Genomic DNA, 20,790 nt, shown 5'->3' on the forward strand with positions numbered 1-20,790 from the left:
GCCACTATTAAAAGTTGAAGTACAGAAAGTCCGAAGGGCTGTTCTGGATCTGCGCAACCAGTGCGTAAAAGAACGCAAAGCCAACCAGTGCAGCCGCCACCAGCCCTCTGTTAAAGCGCAATACGCCAGCTCGTGGAGTCAACCCGGCAATCTGCTGCGAGTTCGGAGCTAAGTACGCCAACAGTGCAACACAGATCAGGCTGATTACCGCCACTAGCGGCAGTAAGGGGCTATGAATCGAGCCAACGCCGGCGCCTCCAAGTCCGAACATGCTGGACAGCATCTTCAGTGCCTGCCCAAGATCCTCTGCCCGGAAGAACACCCAGGCGAAATTGACGAACAAGAAGGTCATACCCCAGCCCACCCAGCCAGGTAAGCGCAACCCCGCTTCTTGCCATGCCCGATGCAAGGCAATGGCAGCCCCGTGCATGGCTCCCCAGATCAGGAACGTCCAGCCTGCACCATGCCAGATGCCACCAATGACAAACGTCGCGAAAAGGTTGAAGTACACCCGCGGCAATGTCGCGCGCTTACCGCCGAGGGGAATATAGACATAATCCCGCAGCCAGCTCGACAAAGTGATATGCCAGCGCCGCCAGAAATCCTGGATGTTCTGAGCCTGATAAGGAGAGTTGAAGTTGAAGGGCAGGCGAATGTTAAACATCAGGCTCAGCCCAATGGCCATGTCGCTGTAGCCGGAGAAATCGAAATACAACTGAAAGCTGTAGAACAGACTGGTAGCCCACGCCTCAATAGCAGTGAGCGGCTGCTCGCTGGCGTAACCTGCGTTCGCCCACTGCCCCAGGTTGTCTGCAATCAGCACTTTCTTGATCAGCCCGATTGCAAAGATAAACAGCCCAAGCGAAAAGTTATCCAGATTGAAACGCAGTTGGGCAGAGCCCGAAAATTGCGGCATCAATGCCTTGTGATGCACGATCGGCCCGGCAATCAGGTGCGGAAAGAACGTCACAAAGAGGGTGTAGTTCACCACGCTGTAGTCCTTTACTCCGGTCCGGCTGCAATCCACCAGATAAGCGATCTGAGTAAAGGTGAAGAAGCTGATCCCCAACGGCAGTAACAAATTCAGCGTATTCAAATCGCTGGCAGTCAGACTATTGAAAGTGGTGATAAGAAAGTCGGTGTATTTGAAATAGATCAGTGCGCCCACGTTAAGCACAATACCGATCAGCAGTAATAAACGGCTACGCCTTGAGGGCCCATCGGCCAAAACCAAACGTGAAATCCAAGTTCCGAGCACATAGTTGACTGCTATCGATACGGCAATCAACAGCAAATACTTGGGTTCCCAGAAGCCGTAGAAAAACAGTGATGCAGCTGCCAGCCACAATCGTGGTAACCAAGGCCGGCCGGATTTGGCGAGTAGAAAGTAGCCGATCAGGGCGATAGGAAGAAAAACGTAAATAAACTCAGAAGTACTGAAAAGCATATACGGTATCGCGCCTTCAAATGAACTTCAGGACCGTAGCTCGCATTACTAAAAAACCCGGCATGTGCCGGGTTTTTTATCAACAGTATGTACGTCAGTCTACCGCCTTCACCATATCTTCGATGACTTTCTTCGCGTCACCGAAAACCATCATGGTTTTGTCCAGATAGAACAGCTCGTTATCCAGACCGGCATAGCCGCTGGCCATGGAGCGCTTGTTAACGATGACGGTCTTGGCTTTGTAGGCCTCGAGAATCGGCATACCTGCGATTGGCGATTTCGGGTCGTTCTTCGCGGCCGGGTTGACCACGTCGTTCGCACCCAGCACCAACACCACGTCAGCCTGACCAAACTCGCTGTTGATGTCTTCCATCTCGAACACCTGCTCGTACGGCACTTCAGCTTCTGCCAGCAGGACGTTCATGTGACCCGGCATACGACCGGCTACCGGGTGAATCGCATACTTCACAGTCACACCACGGTGAGTCAGCTTCTCAGCCAGTTCCATCAGTGCGTGCTGAGCACGGGCCACTGCCAGACCGTAGCCCGGAACGATGATCACGGTGTCAGCGTTGGTCAGCAGGAAGGCAGCATCGTCGCTCGAACCTGATTTAACCGGACGTGCTTCCTGAGCACCGGCCGGGCCGCCTGCATCAGCAGCGCCACCGAAACCACCGAGGATCACGTTGAAGAACGAACGGTTCATTGCCTTACACATGATGTAAGACAGGATCGCACCGGACGAGCCCACCAGCGAACCGGCGATGATCAGCATCGAGTTGTTCAGCGAGAAACCGATACCAGCCGCCGCCCAGCCCGAGTAGCTGTTGAGCATCGACACCACTACCGGCATGTCGGCACCGCCAATTGGGATGATGATCAGTACACCAATAATGAAGGCCAGCACAGTCAGCGCCACGAACGCACGCACGTCGCCGGTAACGGTGAAGTACACGCCCAGGCCAATGATCGCCAGACCGAACAGCAGGTTAACCAGATGCTGGCCCTTGAACACAACAGGCGCGCCCTGGAACAAGCGGAACTTGTACTTGCCCGACAGCTTGCCGAAGGCAATTACCGAACCGGAGAAGGTGATGGCACCGATCGCAGAGCCGAGGAAAAGCTCAACACGGTTAGCCGCCGGAATGGCATCGCCAATGTTGGCCACAATGCCCAGCGACTGCGGCTCAACCACAGCAGCAATAGCAATAAACACCGCAGCCAGACCGATCATGCTGTGCATGAAGGCAACCAGCTCAGGCATTTTGGTCATTTCAACGCGCTTAGCCATGATCGCGCCCGCGCCGCCACCGACCACCAACGCAGCCAGCACATAGCCCAGCCCCTGAGTCAGGCTCAGCGTGATGCCTTGCTTGGCAAACTCTTCGATCTTCAGTTGGATCAGACCTACAGTGGTGATCACCGCAATGGCCATACCGATCATGCCGAAAGCATTACCACGGCGAGAAGTCGTCGGGTGCGACAGGCCTTTGAGTGCCTGAATGAAGCAGACCGAAGCAACCAGATACAGGACAGTAATAAGGTTCATGCTCATCGGTTACTTCTCCGCGGACGCCTTAGGCGCCTTCTTCTTGAACATTTCCAGCATGCGGCGAGTTACCAGGAAGCCACCGAATACGTTTACAGCTGCAAGTGCCACGGCCAGTGTGCCCATGGCTTTGCCCAGCGGAGTCACGGTCAGAGCCGCTGCCAGAATGGCACCGACGATCACGATCGCGGAGACCGCGTTGGTAACCGCCATCAGCGGAGTGTGCAGCGCCGGGGTCACGTTCCAAACCACGTGGTAACCCACATAGATGGCCAGCACGAAGATGATCAGGTTGTAGATGCCGTCTGAAATCAGATCCATGTCCGTTCCCCTTAGCCGTTGTTACGAACGACCTGACCGTCGCGGCACATAAGGCATGCAGCAACGATGTCGTCTTCGAGGTTGAGGTGGTACTTGCCTTCGCCGTCGATGATCAGCTTGAGGAAGTCCAGCAGGTTGCGCGCATACAGAGCAGAAGCATCCGCAGGAACCAGAGCAGCCAGGTTGCTGTGGCCAACAATAGTCACACCGTGTTTAACCACGACTTTGTCAGCTTCAGTCAGCGGGCAGTTACCGCCCTGAGCAGCAGCCAGGTCGATAACCACGGAACCTGGTTTCATCTCAGCAACAGTGGCTTCGTGCAGCAGGGTCGGAGCCTTACGGCCTGGAATCAGTGCAGTAGTGATAACGATATCAGCCTGCTTGGCGCGCTCGTGCACAGCCTTGGCCTGACGTTCCATCCACGAGGCTGGCATCGGACGGGCATAGCCGCCAACACCTTCAGCGCACTCACGCTCTTCGTCAGTCTCGAACGGCACATCAACGAACTTGGCACCCAGGGATTCGATCTGCTCTTTCACCGCCGGACGCACGTCCGATGCCTCAATCACAGCCCCCAAACGCTTGGCCGTTGCAATCGCCTGCAGACCGGCCACGCCAGCGCCGAGAATCAGTACACGCGCAGCTTTCACCGTACCAGCAGCAGTCATCAGCATCGGCATAAAGCGCGGATAGTGATTGGCTGCCAGCATTACAGCCTTATAGCCGGCAATGTTGGCCTGCGAGGACAGAACGTCCAGGCTCTGCGCGCGGGAGGTGCGCGGGGCAGCCTCAAGTGCAAAGGCAGTAATGCCACGGGCGTTCATGCGGGCAATGGTTTCATTGCTGAACGGGTTGAGCATACCAACCAGCACCGCACCGGCCTTCATCAGACCCAGTTCGGCATCATCCGGTGCAACGACTTTCAGCACCAGGTCAGCAGCAAAGGCAGCAGCAGCATCAGCAATGGTCGCACCAACGGCGGCATAGGCACTGTCCGGAATGCTTGCGTTAACACCAGCACCGGTCTGTACAGTCACCTGATGGCCCTGGCCGATCAGCTTCTTGATGGTTTCGGGAGTTGCGGCGACGCGCGTCTCACCAACATGGGTTTCGAGAGGAACACCGATGTGCACTTCAAATCTCCTGCGTGATCTTTATTGTGAACCTGCGCACTACGGGTGGCACGCGGGCGTATTGGGAGGATCAGCACAATCCCAACCTGCAACATCGAGAAACAGACGGGGGCGGCATTTTGCAGGCGATAGAGCGAGCCTTCAAGGCGTTTTGGAGTAAAAGATTGCGTCAACTACAAGACAGAGCGGCCTAAAACTCGCCGAAAAATCCCTGTAAGCCGCTAAATACAAGGGCTCTTTGCTGACTACAAAAAAAAACAAAGCCATAAAAAAATCTGAAAAAAACAAACCCAACTCAATCCTTCGAATTTTCCTTAAACCTACTGAAAGCCGCTATCCAAGCGTACTTCGAGCTTTATTTGTGCAAAAAACGCAACACTAAACTCAGACCTTTAAACTAGAAATGTAGTGATATTCAACCGACACTACATTAAATAAAAACGGCTGGAGCCAGCTATTTTCAAGGCATACGAAAAATAGCCGGAGAGCCTGAGGGCACTCAGCAATGAACTAAAGTAAGAAAATTCGTTAGCAAGCTGTGTACTATTTCAGAACACCCGCCTCAACATAGCCGCGCGCCTCCTGCACCAGCCAGTCGCGCAGCCGCACTAACGCCGCCGATTCCAGCTTGCGTTCAGGGATCATCAGGTAATAGGACTTATCGGTAGGCATGGTCAGCGGAGCAGCGATCACCAGACGCCCTTCATCTAACTCACGACGGATCAGAAACGGAGGGATCAACGCGACGCCCATTTCATGCATGGCAGCCTGAGCCAGCATGGAGAACAGCTCATAACGCGGGCCACTCATATCCCGCGCCGTACTCAGCCCTTGAGCGTTAAACCACTGCCGCCAGGCGTAGGGTCGAGTCGACTGCTGAAGCAGCGGCAACGCAGCGATTTCTTCAACACTCAGGGCTGTGCGGCCTGCCAGCAACGCCGGACTGCATACCGGCATCATGTCTTCCCCCATGAGCAGATAGGCACGGGTACCGGGCCAATCGGCATCACCGAAGTACACCGCCGCATCCAGCTCGGTATCGGCAAACAGAAAAGGGCGCGTGCGGTTGGTCAGGTTAACGGTGATTTCCGGATGCAGACGCTGAAAGTTCTTCAACCGCGGCAACAGCCACTGCGTGCCGAAGGTAGGCACCACGGCCAATTCAATGGTCATTGCACCTTGCTGGCCCATCACCGCCAAAGTGTCACGCTCAACTGCATCCAACTGACTGGCAACCCGGCGGGCGTATGACAGCCCGGCTTCCGTCAATTGCACACCACGACGCGAGCGGCGGAACAACTCAATATTCAGAAATTCCTCAAGCCCGGCGATCTGCCGACAAACAGCACCCTGAGTCAGGCTCAATTCCTGCGCAGCTTTGGTGAAGCTTTGGTGACGGGCCGCAGATTCAAAGGCTATCAGGGCTGTTGTGCTGGGAATTTTACGGCGCATTTGTGCGTCACTCTCACTCTTAAAGGCAATTATTGCCGTCAAACGCTATCTCGAAGTGAGCTTTTCGCACAAGTCATTGAAGAATTCTCGATTGTCTGCGACATATTGCCCACATAGCATCTGTTCCCATCCAGACGGGCACGAGTCAGTAGTACGGAGCCCGTCTCTTCCACATCAAGAACACGAGGTTTTACGATGGCCAAGGCAAGCTTCAACTGGATTGATCCGCTGCTGCTCGATCAGCAACTGACTGAAGAAGAGCGCATGGTGCGCGACACTGCCCAGCAGTTTGCCGCTGACAAGCTGGCTCCCCGTGTGCAGGAAGCTTTCCGCAACGAGAAAACCGACCCGGCCATCTTCCGTGAAATGGGCGAAACCGGCCTGCTCGGCGCAACCATCCCGGAAATCTACGGCGGCAGCGGTCTGAACTACGTGTGCTATGGCCTGATCGCCCGTGAAGTGGAGCGTATCGACTCCGGCTACCGCTCCATGATGAGCGTGCAATCCTCCCTGGTGATGGTGCCTATCAACGAATTCGGTAACGAAGCCACCAAGCAGAAATACCTGCCGAAACTGGCCACCGGTGAATACATCGGCTGCTTCGGTCTGACCGAGCCTGACCACGGTTCCGACCCGGGCTCGATGATCACCCGTGCTCGCAAAGTCGAGGGCGGCTACCGCCTGACCGGCGCAAAAATGTGGATCACCAACTCGCCGATCGCAGACGTATTCGTGGTCTGGGCGAAAGATGATGAAGGCGAAATCCGCGGCTTCGTGCTGGAAAAAGGCTGGGAAGGTCTGAGCGCTCCGGCAATCCACGGCAAGGTCGGCCTGCGCGCCTCGATCACCGGCGAAATCGTCATGGACAACGTGTTCTGCCCGGAAGAAAACGCCTTCCCGGATATTCGCGGCCTTCGTGGTCCGTTCACCTGTCTGAACTCCGCTCGCTACGGCATCAGCTGGGGTGCACTGGGTGCAGCAGAAGACTGCTGGCACACTGCTCGCCAGTACACCCTGGACCGTAAGCAATTCGGTCGCCCTCTGGCACAAACCCAGCTGATCCAGAAGAAGCTGGCTGACATGCAGACCGAGATCACCCTGGCCCTGCAAGGCTGCCTGCGCCTGGGCCGCATGAAGGACGAAGGCACCGCTGCGGTGGAAATCACCTCAATCATGAAGCGCAACAGCTGCGGCAAGTCCCTGGAAATTGCCCGTATGGCCCGTGACATGCTGGGCGGCAACGGCATCAGCGATGAGTTCGGCGTAGCCCGCCACCTGGTCAACCTGGAAGTGGTCAACACTTACGAAGGTACCCACGACGTCCACGCGCTGATCCTCGGCCGTGCGCAAACTGGCCTGCAGGCTTTCTTCTAAGCCCTGACGCTCCAAGGGCACCTCTAAAAACGTAGGCGAGGCAGTCAGCGCGAGGCAAAAACAGGCGAAAAAGCGCAGTTTACGAATGGTAAATGAGCATTTTGAGCCTGTTTTTAACGCAGAGATGGCAACGCAGGTAGTTATTAGAGGTGCTCTCAAGTGGGGAAAGCCTGGCTTTCCCCAGCCATTCCACGTTCGCATGAGGTCTGCCATGTCTGGTGCTTTGTCTCATATCCGCGTTCTTGATCTTTCCCGCGTACTGGCCGGGCCCTGGGCCGGGCAGATCCTTGGTGATCTCGGCGCTGAGGTGATCAAAGTTGAGCGTCCCGGCAGCGGTGACGACACCCGTCATTGGGGCCCACCCTTTGTGAAAGATGCCGACGGTAACGATTCCCGTGAGGCGGCTTACTTCCAGAGTGCGAACCGCAATAAGCAATCCGTTACCGTCGACTTCACCCAACCGGAAGGGCAGCGCCTGATCCGTGAACTGGTACAGCACTGCGACGTACTGCTGGAAAACTTCAAGGTCGGCGGTCTTGCGGCTTACGGCCTCGACTATGCCAGCCTGAAGGCGATCAACCCACGCCTGATTTACTGTTCCGTGACCGGCTTCGGCCAGGACGGTCCTTATGCCAAGCGCGCCGGTTACGACTTCATGATTCAGGGTCTCGGCGGGCTGATGAGCCTGACCGGTAAGCCTGATGGCGAAGAAGGTGCAGGGCCGATGAAGGTCGGCGTAGCCCTTACCGATATTCTCACCGGCCTGTATGCCACCGTGGGCGTACTGGCTGCACTGAACCAGCGTGAACAATCTGGCCTGGGCCAACATATCGATGTAGCCCTACTGGATGTGCAGGTTGCCTGCCTGGCTAACCAGGCCATGAACTACCTGAACACAGGCGTCTCGCCGAAACGACTCGGTAACGCCCACCCGAATATTGTTCCATATCAGGATTTCCCCTCCGCTGATGGCAACTTCATCATCGCGGTGGGTAACGACGGGCAATTCCGCAAACTTTGCGAGGTTGCCGGCCTTCCGGCTTTGGCCGACGACCCGCGTTTTTCTACCAATAAGGCCCGCGTTGCCCATCGCTCCGAGCTGATCCCGCTACTGCGTCAGGCCACGGTGTTTAAAACCACGGCCGAGTGGGTAGGCCTGCTCGAAGAGGCTGGGGTACCGTGCGGACCGATCAATGATCTGGCCCAGGTATTTGCGGACCCACAGGTGCAGGCGCGCGGCTTGCGCATTGATCTGCCAAACAGTTTGGGCAGCACCACACCGTTGGTGGCCAGCCCTCTGCACCTGTCAGAAACCCCGGTTGAGTACCGCAATGCGCCGCCGCTGCTGGGCGAGCATACCGATCAGGTCCTGAGCCGGCATTTGGGCCTGAGCCCTGAGCAGATCAGCGCCTTGCGTACAACAGGCGTTGTTTAACGGCCTTTTTCCTGCACAATGTTTACTCCTCGACGCGGCCATCTGGCCGCGTTTTTTTGTCCTGCGATTCACTATTTTCCTGCGGATCTCTGCTTTCCGACTGTCGCCCACCAGTACTGATAATTTGAATTATTCGCAATTGGCTGATCTAATTCCTGCCACGGTTACCGCTGTCCGGTAACCTCCCAATGGCAATGGATTGACCACAATGGGCAACACCTCCTGCGACCTCGAACAGCTCATCAGTACCGCCACACAGATCGTGCCGCGCCTCAGCGGACAGATCGGTACAGCACAGTCTGATCAACTGGTCTGTGGCACCCAGGACAATCCTCAGCGCATCAGCAATCTGTACACCTGGTGGCAACACCAGCACCCGGAAGCGGGTCGGCATTACTGGTCAGTGCGCAGCTGGACACTGCTGATCTGGCAACCCATCTACTTCACCGTGCTGGCCGTACACATGAACGGCAAAGCGCCTTGCCTGAAAAACATCGGCCAGACAGTTTGTGATGGTTTTGTCGGTGGTTTCTGCCTGCCGGAGCACTGTCCACGCCAAGGTCAGAGCAAAGAGCTGATCGAGTTTGCCGCAGGACAAATCGTCGAATTTCTTAACGACCAGCTTACCGAATTCAATCAAGTCGCCAACATTTATCCGAAGCTGGCACGCTTGCTCGCAGCGGACTGCGTTGTTTCCGCGCTGCTGTTGGCCCATGAGCGCCTGTCACTGTCCCGCGAACACCTGATCGAGCTTGAAGCGCTGTGGATGAACGCTCTGAAACTCGCCCCCAGCAGCGGTCTTACCAGCGTGCAAACAACAGATGGTGAAGAGCACATATGCTTGCAACGCCAGGTCTGTTGCCAGCACTTTCGCCGTCACGATGGCGAGCTGTGCAGTACTTGCCCCAAGCTTAAAAAAGCGGAGCGTGATCTGCGTTTGCAAGCGGAGTTTCAGGCCGCATGCTGAAACTGCACGACATTGAAGTATTCCGCGACCATCGCAGCATTCTCAAACTGGATCAGCTGCACATTGCCAACGGGCAATTCACCGTCATTCTCGGCCATAACGGCTCAGGCAAATCGACCCTTATCAACCTGTTGGCCCGCCAGCTCGAACCGGACAGCGGGCATCTGCGACTGCACGACAAGCCACTGCACAGCTTCAACCACCGCGCCCTCGCCCAGCAGATCGCCTACTTACCGCAACGCCTGCCAGATGTGCCGGGGCTGACCGTACGCGAGCTGGTGCGTCTGGGCCGCTATCCATGGCGCGGGCTGTTCGGGCTGTGGCAGGAGGAAGACCACAAGCGAGTCGAAGAGGCCATGCAGCAGACCGATACGGCCCAATACGCCGAGCACTTGGCCGACAGCCTTTCAGGCGGTGAACGGCAGCGCGCTTGGATCGCCATGCTTTTGGCCCAGGCCGCGCCGATGATCCTGCTGGACGAACCGACCTCGGCGCTGGATCTGGGTCATCAGTATCAGTTGCTTGATCTGCTGCACCAGCTCAACCGTGAGCAGGGGCTCGGCGTTGTGGCGATCCTGCATGACATCAACCTCAGTTGCCGCTACGCCGACCGCATCATCGCGCTCAAACAGGGGCGCCTGTTTTTTGATGGCACGCCTGAGCAACTGCTGGATGAAAAACGCCTCAGCCAACTCTACGACATCGACATTCAACTCCTGCCGCAACCGGGCCAGGCGCTGCCGGTGGCTGCTGTCAGCTGATATGTCCGCACAAACCGCCTCCTTCAATCTCGCCCAGAGCCAACGCCGCCTGTGGCAACGTTACAGTCTGACATTGCTGCTGGGTGCTGCGCTTGTACTGCTGCATATCAATCTCGGTACCCATTTGCCCCTAACGCAGCAGTGGCGACTGCTGTTCACACCAGACAGCGGGGATTTCACAGCACTGCATTACCACTTGGCCGTGTTGCCACGTACTGCTGTAGCGCTTCTGGTCGGTGCTGCACTTGGGCTGGCGGGCAGTCTGCTGCAACAGATGACGCAGAACCGACTGGTATCGCCCATGACCATCGGCGCTTCCTCCGGTGCCTGGCTGAGCCTGCTGGTAGTGGGCACAGTGGCACCGCAATTCGCAGCTGAGCATGGTGAGTGGGCAGCCTTAGGCGGCGCACTGGGGGCGATTGCGCTGGTGTTGCTGATTGTCGGCCGCGGCGGCCTTTCCGGCCTGCCGCTGGTGCTGGCGGGAATGGCGTTGAACCTGCTGCTCGGGGCGATTGCCGGGGCGATCATGCTGATTTTCCATGAGCAGAGCCGCGGCCTGTTTGTCTGGGGAGCAGGTGATCTGACCCAGATCGACTGGGGCTGGGTGCAATGGCTGTGGCCGCGCCTGTTAGTTGGTCTGCTCACCTTGCTTCTGGCACCCCGCGCGCTGACCTTGCTGCAGCTGGGCGGGCAGGCCGCGCAAGGCCGTGGCATGAACCTGCTACCAGTATTGTTTGTGCTGTTTCTGCTGGCGGTGTGGCTCAGCTCGGTGGTCATCACTGCGGTGGGCATGATCGGATTTATTGGCCTGATTGCACCGAACCTGGCGCGCTGGCTCGGTGCCCGTACGGCGCGGGACGAGCTTTGCTACAGCCTGCTGCTGGGTATGTTGCTGCTGCTTGGCAGCGACGCCTTGGCGGTGATCCTCAACAGCTGGCTGTTCGAGCTGGTGCCAACCGGCGCAACCACTGCTCTGATTGGTGCTCCGGCGCTGCTGTGGCTTTCTCGCCGGCAACTGGCCGCCAAAGATCAGGGCGCACTGCAACTGCCTGCCGGAGCGACTCAACTGGCACCTCACAACGTGCTGATGATTATTGCTGCGCTGCTGCTATTGGCGTTGGTCAGTCTATGCCTGAGTCGCACGTTACAAGGTTGGGAGCTGGCCTGGCCGGCTGAACCGATGTGGTCATTGCGCTGGCCACGTGTACTGGCCGCAGCCAGTGCCGGTTGTGGCCTGGCGGTGTCCGGCCTGCTGCTGCAGCGTCTGCTACGCAACCCGCTGGCCAGCCCGGACCTGCTCGGCCTGACCGCCGGCGCGTCACTGGCTGTGCTGACGACCCTGATTCTGTTTGGCAGCTCGCTATTCTGGCTGTTCGCACCACTCGCTGCGTTTGCCGGCAGCCTCACCGTACTGGCCGTTTTGCTGCTTCTGGGCCGTCGCCACCAATACGCACCGGCGGTGATGGTGCTGATCGGTGTAGCGCTTAGCGCCTTGCTAACGACAGCCTTGCAGTTCGTGTTGAGCAAAGGCTCATCCGATGCACTGGCACTGCTCGGCTGGCTGTCCGGCTCGACGTATCGCATCAGTGGCACACAAGCGCTGTGGCTGCTCGCCGGAGTGGTTGTCCTGAGCACCCTGAGCCTGTTGCTGCAACGCGCTATTACCCTGATTTCGATTGATGACGGCGTAGCCCTGAGCCGTGGCCTGAACCTGAGGCGCGCACGCATGCTGCTGTTGCTATTGGCTTCACTGCTGTGCGCCTGGGTCACCAGCCTGCTCGGCCCCACGGCTTTCGTTGGGCTGCTGGCACCGCATATGGCGGCCATGCTGGGCGCACGCAAGGTGGTTCCACAACTGTGGTTGTCCATGGCCCTTGGCGGTCTGTTGATGGTGCTGGCGGATTGGCTCGGGCGAAACCTGATCTTCCCTCTGCAAATTCCGGTCGGGCTGGTTGCATCGGTGGTCTGCGGGCTGTATTTCGTCCTCCTGCTGATCAGGGCCCGCCGCACATGAGCCATCTAACCCGCCGCTCATTCACACAGGCCATGCTCGCCGCCACCGTGTTGCCATGGAGCCTGGCTAAAGCGGAAACAGCTCCACGCATCGTGTCCCTGAGCTGGGAGATGACCGAACATCTGCTAAAGCTTAATGTGCTGCCAGTTGGCGTGGCCGATGCGCAGGTGTATCGGGAATGGGTCGTGCACCCGCCACTGCCGACCAGTGTGCCCAATGTCGGCACCCGCACTGAGCCGAACCTGGAGCTTCTAGCGCAGCTGAGCCCCGAGCTGATTCTGATCACCCCGCTACTTGAAGACATCCGCTACAAGCTGGAAAAAATCGCACCGGTGATCAGCTATCAGGATTTCACTCAGGAGCAGGACAATCAGGTTCTGCAACGCAGCAATCTGCTCAGTTTGGCCATGCAAGTCGGACGGACAATAAAAGCAGAGGATGAGCTGCTGCGGATGGACCAGCACCTTTTGCTGCTGCGCCAGCAGTTATTGCAGCACTTCAATGGCCAGCCGCCGAACGTCACCGTTATTCGCTTTGCCTCACCGACCGTGGTGTATGTCATGGGCCCGAACTCCATGCCGGAGCACGCCTTGCAGCGCCTCGGGTTGAGTCCGGCATTGGCGGTGGAAAAAAGCCGCTGGGGAGCATTGCAGAAGCCAGTGACCGATTTGGGCCAGATCAACGCTGGTGTGGTGTTGTACATCGGCCCATTTACTCAACAGGAGCGGGTTTTCAGCACCGCACTGTGGCAGGGCATGCCATTTGTACGCAAAGGGCACTTGGCTGAGATGAAACCAGTGTGGACCCACGGCGGCATTTTCTGCATTGAGAATCTGGCCGCGGCCATTAGCGAGGCCCTGATGCAATTGCCGGCGGATACCGGACATTAGATCAGCCCCCTAGTTATTCGCGGCTTCAGTCGCGAATAACAGCAATAAAAAGGCGACGACATCCGCAGATGTCGCCGCCTTTGATTCCCTCAACCGCAGTGGGCGGAGATCAATACTTCCAGGTCACGGTCGCCATGGTGTTACGCGGCGCGGCGTAATAGGACTGATCCCAGTACAGGCTGGTCAGGTATTTCTCGTTGAACAGGTTATTAACGTTAAGCGCGACGTTCCAGTTCTCGTCAATGTCATAACTGGCCATTGCGTTAAACACCGCGTACGAATCCTGCTTGCTGATAATCTCCTGCCCGCTGGCGGTCTTGCCCTGCTCGCGGTAGATATCGCTCTGCCAGTTCATACTGCCGCCGACCTTCAAGCCCTGAACCTGCGGCACCTTATAACTGGTGCTGAGGTATACGAAGTTCTGCGGCGTGTAAGTCCGCGCCGCGCTGCCGTCCTTGTTTGTCAGGGAGAACAAATGGGTCCAACCCGCATTGACTTGCCAGCCGGTGAGCAACTCGCCCGCCACCGTCAATTCATAGCCTTCAGACTTAATATCAATGCCTCTGTAGCGGCTCATGCCGCCAATCCAGTCGGCATACTCGCCGTAGTTATCCTGCTTGGTGCGGAACAGCGAGAAGCTGGCATTCAGGCGCTTGTCGAACCACTCGCCCTTGATCCCACCTTCGATGCTGTCACCCTCAACCGGATCAAGCAGGCCGCCATTAACGTCGATCTTGAACTGCGGATTGAAGATTTCGGTATAACTGATGTATGCCGAATAGTTGGGGTGGAAGTCGTACACAAGGCCGTAATAAGGGCTGACCTTAGATTTCTCATAGTCATGCACATCGCCGGTCTGATTCCCTGAGCTGGTCATTTTGGTCCAGTTGGCCCCGGCAACCAGCTTCAACTCATCGGTCAGACTTAACGTCGTAGCACCATAGAACCCACGACGGTAGTTGATGAAGTCAGCACCACTGGTAACCGCACCAAAATTAGGCTCTGGGTAATCGCCATTGAAGTTCGGCGGCAAGAACTCAGTGGAGAACGCATCCCTTGAGGTCCAATGCACGTCATCCTTAGCCCAGTTGGTGCCTACAACCACTTCATGGTTGCGTCCCAACAGCTCAAAGGGGCCTTTGACGTAGAAGTCCGCCAGGATTTGCCGTTCTGCACGGGCAAACTGAGACGCGTAAGGCGTTTCTGTGGCGGGCGGCAGTCCCTTGGTCATGAACATTTTGCCGTCGCCCGTCGTCTCGTTGTAATTCAGCGTAGCCTTGCTCTGCCAGCCATTGCCCAAGTCACTGGCTAGCTCAACAAAGGTCTGTTTGTCGTCGGTATCCCAATAGCTCCAGTCCGGCGCGGTGCTGTGACTGCGGCTGAAATGATGCTTGGAACCATCGCTGTTATAGAGATTGACCGCTCCCCACATGATGCCATTAGGACGGTTGCGCTGTTGCGAGTGGCCGACGGTCAAGGTGTTGCTGTCATTGAGGTCAAATTCAAGGATGCCGCCGAATACATTCTTGGTATTCGAGTAACGATCCAGGTACGAATTGCCGTCCTCATCCATCGCAATAAAACGACCGCGGACGGTTCCGGCTTCATTCAATGCGCCCGACAGATCAAACTCACTACGACGGGTATCCCACGAGCCATAACCGAACTTGGCAGAAGCCTGGAACTCCTGAGTCGGGCGCTTGCGCACAAAGTTGACGGTCGCAGATGGATTGCCTGGGTTGGAGAGTAGGCCGTTGGCCCCTTTAAGTACGTCGATATGGTCGTATAACACAGTGTCGATATCGCCCATTTGCTCTTCAGAGCTAAATGGCAGGCCAACCCCATCGACCTGGAAGTTAGATACGTCTAAACCCCGTACCGTGAAATAGGTCCGGTTGGTTTCAACACGCTGCACATTCACGCCTGCCGCATCCAACGTGTTGTTCACATTGGTCAGGTTAAAGTCTTTCATCTGCTGGTTGGTCACCGTAACGATGGTCTGCGGTGTCTGCCGTGGGGCCAGATCCAGCTTGGTCGCTGTATTGCTCGACTCGATGGTGTAGGAATCGCCCCGTTCAGTGACTGTAGGTGCAGGAGACTCCTTGCCCACAATGTTGGCGCCTTCAAGGGACAAGGTTTCCCCGGCAGCCACTACCGGTGGCTCTTCAGCCCAAGCTTGTGGAGCGATAATGCCCAGCGCAAGGATCAGGGCACAGGGGCTGGATGCAGCATTGAGCGGTGTCAGACGGCCATGCTTAGTCGTTATTTTCATGTGAGTAACTTCGGCTTGTGGGTCAATCCATGGTGCTGCGCCCTATTTACGCAGCGGTTCTTTCCATCATGTCTGCTGTGGCCTTTCGGCTGCGGCAGACGAAATAACGGCAGGCTCAACCTGCCGCTGTAACAGGTATTTACTGACCTGCCCGGGCGGGCGCGTAAGGTGCCAGCGGGTTGGGCAGCGGATCAGCCAGAATGGTGCTGCCAGCCGGGTTGGCCAGGTCGACCATCTGCAAGTTGTTGCGCAGTTGCAGGCGGTTCAGGCACGAATGCAGGAAGTCCGGGGCGAAGAAGTCGTACGTGTCGAAGCGCTGCTGCAGCTCAGGATGGGCACGCTGGTACTCCAACACCGACTCGGCCACCGTGCGCCAGTAAAGCTGCTCACTCATGCAACCGTGCTCTTCGAGTAACTGGCTCATATGGCGGAATACCCCATCGAATACGTCGATGAAGATGCCGAGCAGCTTGTAGTTTTCCGGCACATCCACAGCCAGGCGCTCAAGGCCTTGCGGCATCTTCGCGTCTTTGTCGAGGATGGCTGACTCTTCGGCGATGTCCTTCATAAACACGCGCACCGGCACGTGATCCTTCAGCACCAGAATCAGGTTCTCGCCGTGGGGCATAAACACCAGCGAGTGCGCATAGAAGCAATGCACCAGCGGTTGCAGGAAGGCCTTGAGGTACTGACGCATCCACTGCACGGGTTCCAACCCGGAGCGGCGCATCAACTCCGGCAGCAGGGCGGCACCATCCGGGTCCGTATGCAGCAGAGCGGTCATGCTCATCAGACGCTCATCCGCCTCCAGCTGACCCAGCGGGTTTTCCCTCCACAGAGCCGAGAGCATCTTCTTGTACGGGCTGTCGCTTTCCAGCGCGGCTTCGTAATAGCGGTTGCGATAACCAACTGACGCCACTTCACGGAGGATGCGGAAACCGTAATCACGCAGCACCGGATCACTCTCAATCAGCTCGTACAGGTAGGCATTGATCGCCGGAGTGCCAGCCATGTAATAGGGCGACAGGCCGCGCATAAAGCCCATGTTGAGGACCGACAGGGAAGTCTTCACATAGCGCTTATGCGGTTGGGAAATATTGAAGTAAGTGCGTACCGACTGCTGGGCCAGGTATTGATCTTCACTGCGCCCCAGCGCGATGATCTTACGGTTGGCCACATCGGCGCTGAACATGATGCTCAGCTTGCTGAACCACTGCCACGGGTGAGTCGGCATAAAAATGTAGTCGGCCGGATCAACACCCAGATCCTTTATTTGCTGATGAAAGCGGGCAACTTGCTCGCGGCCCAGCTCTTCATCCATCAGACGCTGATGGTCCAGGCCCGGAATCGACGCAAAGTGCGCATTGCTGGTGTGCACCGCCAGCCAGATCACCGAGAAGGGCGAGCCAGCTTCCGGTGCAAAAGCCTGATAATCGAACGCATCAAAGCCGAGGCGGCCGTTATTGGCGACAAAGCCCGGATGGCCTTCAGTCATGCTGACTTCGAATTGCTGATACTCAGCATCGGCCAGTTGTGCACTGGTCAGATAATTGCGACTGATCTTGTAAGCCGCGCCGAACAGAGTGCTGCTGATCTCATCCAGATAGATCGGCAGCTTGTCCGCAGGTACACCGAGTGTGCGTTTGAAGTCGATGACAAAAGTCAGCGCATCCAGCTCTTGCTCGGCCTTGCCATCCAGCTCGCGGACGATACTGTCGGCACTCACCCACCAGTTACGCAGCTCCATCTGTTTGGCTTCGAACAGGTAGCGGCAGTTCTCGGTATTGGCTGGCAGCTGATAACGCGCCCAGCCTTCACGGGCGGACGCACCGATACGCTCTGGGGTGAAGAGTTGTTCGTGGGAATACTCGGCAATGGCCTTACGCACCAGGTGGCGGTTAACCCTGGCCCACACCTCAGGGTCCAGGTGGCTGACGACAGAATTGGGCTGATCCATGCGTGAAGACGTCATCTGAGTCTCTATCCTTCAAGTGTTTGAGCAAAATCGCTGGCGGTGCAGAACGACAGCTGGGCGGTTTTCCACGACAGTTGAATAACCGCACTGTCGACAAATCCGACCTGATGATTGAGGCGGTGCACCTTGGTATTACGGATATCCGGCTCCACCACCACGCGCTTGGCCTGGCAGTGATCGAACATGAAAGCCATCACCACCCGCAGCACATCGCGGGTGAAATTGCGGATCGGGGCGCTGCTGGGCGCAACGAAGAAGTGCATGCCGACATCGCCATCGGCCACCTCGTAACGCGTCGAGACTTCATCCAGACGCGGCTCGTAGCGCTCCACCACAAACGCTGGCTCGCCCCGATAAAAGCCCATGTAAGCGCGCATGGCACCGCTGGCCAATGCATCCGCATAAAACGCCCGGGTGGCTTCCGGCGTCATGTTCTGCATGTTCCAGAAGTGGGCGTAATCCATCTGATACCAGGGATGCAGAATGGCGATATCGGTATCCAGATTGAGATCGCGCAGGGCCAGATCGGGGTTCAGCGCCGGGCGCTGGCGGGCCGGATAAATCAGTTCAGTCATGACCTGCGCCTCCTTGCGCGGCAAGCAATGGTGAAGCGCTGTCTACTGAGTGCAGCTCAGCCTGCTCACTCAGCGGCTGTTGGCGGTCCAGATCAAACACGCAGCGATCAAACATCAGGGTCAGCAGCATGCCCACTGCGGCAATCACAAAGGTCATGGGAATACCCAGCAGACTCACCACATAACCTGCGCCGAATGACGACAGCAGCACCCCGAAATTCTGGAAAAAGTTGGCCACGCTGAAATCCCGAGCGTAGGACTCCGGTGTGCTGACCTTGAACAGCGTTACCTCCAGCTTTACCAACAGCTGGAAAATGGCCCAGCCGTACAGGACGCGGCCCAGCAAAATCAGCCACATCGACGGCGTGGCCTGCAGCAGCATGCCGACTGCCGCCAGCAGCAAATTGAACTGGCTGTGTTCAACCCACCACGGCGGGTTAAGCCAACGCCGTTTGAGCAACAGAGCGAACAGCGCCACGACACCGGGAATGGCGAACACAAAGCCGGTCAGCATCTGGTTGCTAATCTGAGTGGTGTTCTCCCAAAACAGGGTAAAGAACGGACGGATCAGGTAAGCACTGAAATCAAACAGCAGCATCAGCAGGCTCAGCTGCATCAGTTTTACCAGTGCCACGCGGGAGCGTTTGGGGACTACTTTGGCGCGGTTATCTTCATCCCGGTCGATCACCTTCACCACTTTGCCGCTGCGGATCAGATACAGGCACAACAACATCTGAATGAAGTCACCGGCAGCCATCAGCAGCAGGCAGAACTCCGGCCCCTGACGCTGCAGGCTGAGCCCACCCACGGCCGCGCCGAAGATCCCGGCAATGTGGATGATTACCGACAGCAGGCCGATGACCACAGCGTGATTGTCGGCCTTCTCCAGCCGCATCAGATACGGGAACATCAGCAGGTAGCTGGCCTTGACCATGTACATCAGCATGGTCAGCACCCAGAACATCAGCGCGGTCGGTGCCCAGATCGCCAGCAGGCACAGAACTCCGGCAGCGAACTGGGTGTAGACCACCAAGTGCATGGTTTCCACGTAGCGCGCTACATACGCCCACACCGGCAACATGCACATCACCGCAATTGAAATTGCCGCGATATAGGCTCCGGTGTGAACGGCATTGGTCAGGCCGTAGCGGGCTTCGAAGAACTGTGGATAAAAGGCGATCAAGATCGAATCGCTGATCACGCCGAAGGCCGACATGATCAGGATGGCGGTTCGTAGACTCACAGTAGCTCTGCCCTAACTGGCCAACGCAGTAAAGCCGTCACCCACGCGCGGGCTGAACTCCTGAAAGGCAATCCGTGGGTCGCAAGGGTAATGATCAACACCCGTCAGTTGATGCAGCAGACGGCCGTTGCGGTAGCAGGCCAACCCCAAGTCCGGGTTCGCCATGCCATGGCTTTGCAGGCCGACATTCTGTACGTAAATCTCACGCTCCTGATGGTCCACAGCCCAGGTTCGTGACGCCTGATAGCAGCCCTGCGCATCCCAGCGAATACGCTCACGAATGCCCTCAATGAACCCCGGCAACTGGTAGCCGTACCCGGTGGCAAAGATCAACCCATCGGTGACATGCTCGAACTCGTTACCGAGCTTCTGGTGCTTCATGCGCAGCGCCCACTGTCCGTCATCACGCTGTTCTGCGCTTTGCAGGCCGAGGTTGCTCAACAGTTTGACCGGCGGCAGCTTATGCAGGCTGCGCTCATCCAAGCTGTCGTAAATTTTGGAAATCAGCGACTGATTGATTCCCTTGAACACCCCTTGCTGGCTGCTTAGGGTTGAGGCTTTTTGCGCCTCAGGCAGGCCATAAAAATACTCAGCATATTCCGGTGTCAGCAGTTCTAGGGTCAGCTTGGCGGTTTCCATCTGGAAGAAGCGGTCCGAGCGGGTCACCCAGTTCAGGCTGTAACCATGCTCGGCCGAGCCTTGCAGCAGATCGTAGAAAATTTCCGCGCCGCTCTGGCCGCTGCCAATAACCGTGACGTTCTTACAGCGTTGCAGCTGAGCTTTGTGCTCCAGATAAAAACCGCTGTGAATCGCCTTGGCAGCATCGGCCGGTTGACTGAATACGCCGGGGAAGCGGGGCAGGCTGCCAATGCCAATCACCAGCTTGCGAGCCTGATAGGCGAACGGCGTACCGGTTTGCGCATGCACACCACACACCTGATAGACCTGTTCCTGTTCGTCATAGCTGATGTCCTGCACCTCATGAGCAAAGCGCACGTTGCTCAGTTGCGCGGCAACCCACTGGCAGTAGCGGTTGAACTCGTGGCGGTCGAGGTACCAGTTTTCGCGGATGAAGTAGCGATACAGGCGCCCGTGTTGCTTGGCGTAGTTGAGGTAGGTGTAGCGGCTTGTGGGATCGGCCAGAGTGACCATGTCAGCCATGAAGGGGTTTTGCAGCGTGGTGCCATCTAACAACATGCCTGGGTGCCAACTGAACTCCGTTTTTTTATCCAGGAATAAGCAGTTGAGGTTTTCCACAGGCTCAGCCATGCAAGCGAGACTGAGATTAAACGGGCCCAAACCAATAGCAATGAAGTCGTACATGACAAAGCGCGTCCTTGTGCAGCACTAGAGCAGGTGCATTACACGCTAAAGCTAAATGA

The 20,790-nt window shown here is 57.1% G+C and carries 16 protein-coding genes; 6 read left to right on the plus strand and 10 right to left on the minus strand.

The window, feature by feature from the left end; all coding sequences use genetic code 11:
- Positions 1–7: 7 nt before the first annotated feature.
- The 5 genes from AO726_RS05865 to AO726_RS05885 form a co-directional block, all read right to left on the minus strand.
- A complete protein-coding gene (locus AO726_RS05865) occupies positions 8–1,447 on the minus strand; it encodes an MBOAT family O-acyltransferase (protein WP_058067148.1) in 1,440 nt (479 codons plus the stop codon).
- Positions 1,448–1,541: 94 nt separating this feature from the next.
- On the minus strand, positions 1,542–3,002 hold the full coding sequence (locus AO726_RS05870) for an NAD(P)(+) transhydrogenase (Re/Si-specific) subunit beta (protein ID WP_058067149.1): 1,461 nt from the start codon (positions 3,000–3,002) through the stop codon (positions 1,542–1,544).
- A gap of 3 nt (positions 3,003–3,005) precedes the next feature.
- Positions 3,006–3,317: an NAD(P) transhydrogenase subunit alpha gene (locus AO726_RS05875; protein WP_058067150.1), complete on the minus strand. Its 312-nt coding sequence runs from the start codon at positions 3,315–3,317 to the stop codon at positions 3,006–3,008.
- A gap of 11 nt (positions 3,318–3,328) precedes the next feature.
- Positions 3,329–4,450 carry a Re/Si-specific NAD(P)(+) transhydrogenase subunit alpha gene (locus AO726_RS05880; RefSeq protein WP_058067151.1) on the minus strand — a complete coding sequence of 374 codons (1,122 nt, stop codon included), beginning with the start codon at positions 4,448–4,450 and terminating at the stop codon, positions 3,329–3,331.
- 543 nt (positions 4,451–4,993) lie between these two features.
- On the minus strand, positions 4,994–5,902 hold the full coding sequence (locus AO726_RS05885) for a LysR substrate-binding domain-containing protein (protein WP_058067152.1): 909 nt from the start codon (positions 5,900–5,902) through the stop codon (positions 4,994–4,996).
- A gap of 195 nt (positions 5,903–6,097) precedes the next feature.
- Here AO726_RS05885 and AO726_RS05890 point away from each other — a divergent pair, with 195 nt between their 5' ends.
- From AO726_RS05890 to AO726_RS05915, 6 genes are all read left to right on the plus strand, one after another.
- On the plus strand, positions 6,098–7,276 hold the full coding sequence (locus AO726_RS05890) for an acyl-CoA dehydrogenase (protein WP_058067153.1): 1,179 nt from the start codon (positions 6,098–6,100) through the stop codon (positions 7,274–7,276).
- 211 nt (positions 7,277–7,487) lie between these two features.
- A complete protein-coding gene (locus AO726_RS05895) occupies positions 7,488–8,711 on the plus strand; it encodes a CaiB/BaiF CoA transferase family protein (protein WP_058067154.1) in 1,224 nt (407 codons plus the stop codon).
- Between the two features lie 208 nt (positions 8,712–8,919).
- Positions 8,920–9,678, plus strand: coding sequence for a siderophore ferric iron reductase (locus AO726_RS05900; RefSeq protein ID WP_058067155.1), 759 nt, complete (start codon positions 8,920–8,922; stop codon positions 9,676–9,678).
- Positions 9,672–10,439, plus strand: coding sequence for an ABC transporter ATP-binding protein (locus AO726_RS05905; RefSeq protein WP_058067156.1), 768 nt, complete (start codon positions 9,672–9,674; stop codon positions 10,437–10,439). The genes AO726_RS05900 and AO726_RS05905 overlap by 7 nt, the downstream gene beginning before the upstream one ends.
- Position 10,440: 1 nt before the next feature.
- Positions 10,441–12,453 carry a Fe(3+)-hydroxamate ABC transporter permease FhuB gene (gene fhuB, locus AO726_RS05910; RefSeq protein WP_058067157.1) on the plus strand — a complete coding sequence of 671 codons (2,013 nt, stop codon included), beginning with the start codon at positions 10,441–10,443 and terminating at the stop codon, positions 12,451–12,453.
- Positions 12,450–13,343: an ABC transporter substrate-binding protein gene (locus AO726_RS05915; protein WP_241492078.1), complete on the plus strand. Its 894-nt coding sequence runs from the start codon at positions 12,450–12,452 to the stop codon at positions 13,341–13,343. The genes fhuB and AO726_RS05915 overlap by 4 nt, the downstream gene beginning before the upstream one ends.
- A 109-nt stretch (positions 13,344–13,452) precedes the next feature.
- On the opposite strand, the gene AO726_RS05920 is transcribed toward AO726_RS05915, so the two are convergent.
- From AO726_RS05920 to AO726_RS05940, 5 genes are all read right to left on the minus strand, one after another.
- Positions 13,453–15,615 (minus strand): TonB-dependent siderophore receptor, encoded by a 2,163-nt coding sequence (locus tag AO726_RS05920; RefSeq protein WP_058067159.1) that lies wholly within the window; start codon positions 15,613–15,615, stop codon positions 13,453–13,455.
- Positions 15,616–15,754: 139 nt separating this feature from the next.
- Positions 15,755–17,587, minus strand: coding sequence for an IucA/IucC family protein (locus AO726_RS05925; RefSeq protein ID WP_058067160.1), 1,833 nt, complete (start codon positions 17,585–17,587; stop codon positions 15,755–15,757).
- Between the two features lie 8 nt (positions 17,588–17,595).
- Positions 17,596–18,165: a GNAT family N-acetyltransferase gene (locus AO726_RS05930; protein ID WP_058067161.1), complete on the minus strand. Its 570-nt coding sequence runs from the start codon at positions 18,163–18,165 to the stop codon at positions 17,596–17,598.
- Entirely contained in the window at positions 18,158–19,408 is a 1,251-nt protein-coding gene (locus AO726_RS05935) for an MFS transporter (protein WP_152987249.1), read from the minus strand. Before AO726_RS05935 ends, AO726_RS05930 begins: the two co-directional genes overlap by 8 nt.
- A gap of 12 nt (positions 19,409–19,420) precedes the next feature.
- The gene (locus AO726_RS05940) at positions 19,421–20,731 is read right to left on the minus strand and encodes a lysine N(6)-hydroxylase/L-ornithine N(5)-oxygenase family protein (protein ID WP_058067163.1); all 1,311 of its coding nucleotides are present in this window, start codon (positions 20,729–20,731) and stop codon (positions 19,421–19,423) included.
- Positions 20,732–20,790: the final 59 nt, after the last annotated feature.

Origin of the sequence: Pseudomonas sp. TTU2014-080ASC (assembly GCF_001446935.1) — a bacterium.
Classification (GTDB): Bacteria; Pseudomonadota; Gammaproteobacteria; order Pseudomonadales; family Pseudomonadaceae; genus Aquipseudomonas.